Source organism: Mesobacillus harenae (assembly GCF_013343715.1).
GTDB classification, from domain to species: domain Bacteria; phylum Bacillota; class Bacilli; order Bacillales; family Cytobacillaceae; genus Mesobacillus_A; species Mesobacillus_A harenae.
In genome coordinates this window covers 210812-211487 of the sequence record NZ_JABUNR010000008.1, presented here as the reverse complement: position 1 = coordinate 211487, position 676 = coordinate 210812, and the positions used below count along the sequence as shown (strand labels likewise).

Annotated in this window: 1 protein-coding gene and 1 pseudogene; both read left to right on the top strand. The window is 42.7% G+C overall.

Annotated elements, in window-relative coordinates; translation table 11 throughout:
• Positions 1-136: 136 nt before the first annotated feature.
• A complete protein-coding gene (locus HRJ06_RS23705) occupies positions 137-382 on the top strand; it encodes an integrase core domain-containing protein (RefSeq protein WP_422392731.1) in 246 nt (81 codons plus the stop codon).
• A pseudogene (locus HRJ06_RS11890) lies at positions 330-635 on the top strand (integrase core domain-containing protein); the annotation flags it as partial. The gene HRJ06_RS23705 and the pseudogene HRJ06_RS11890, both read left to right, overlap by 53 nt.
• Positions 636-676: the final 41 nt, after the last annotated feature.

The following is a 676-nucleotide window of genomic DNA, read 5'->3' as shown; positions in this document are numbered from 1 at the left end:
TCAAACGCTGAAAAAACTGGAGGATGCCTTAGATGGCCATTTTCATCCAGATGCCATATTACATTCCGATCAAGGCTTCCACTATACCCATCCTGAGTTCCAGAAGAGGGTTAGGGAGCTGAATATAACCCAGTCCATGTTCCGAAAGGGAAACTGTTGGGATAACGCGCCGATGGAAAGCTTCTTTGGCCACTTTAAGGATTTGGCGGAGTTTAAATCTTGTGGGACATTTAACGAAATAGAGGTTGAAGTAGACCGTGTGATTGAATATTATAACTGTCAACGGTATCAATGGGGATTAAAGAAAATGACNCTTAGATGGCCATTTTCATCCAGATGCCATATTACATTCCGATCAAGGCTTCCACTATACCCATCCTGAGTTCCAGAAGAGGGTTAGGGAGCTGAATATAACCCAGTCCATGTCCCGAAAGGGAAACTGTTGGGATAACGCGCCGATGGAAAGCTTCTTTGGCCACTTTAAAGATTTGGCGGAGTATAAATCTTGTGGGACATTTAACGAAATAGAGGTTGAAGTAGACCGTGTGATTGAAGATTATAACTGTCAACGGTATCAATGGGGATTAAAGAAAATGACCCCGGTACAATACCGGGATCATTTATTAGCAGCATAGGCACTTTTTATTAAAGTGTCCGAAATATGGGGCCTAGTTCA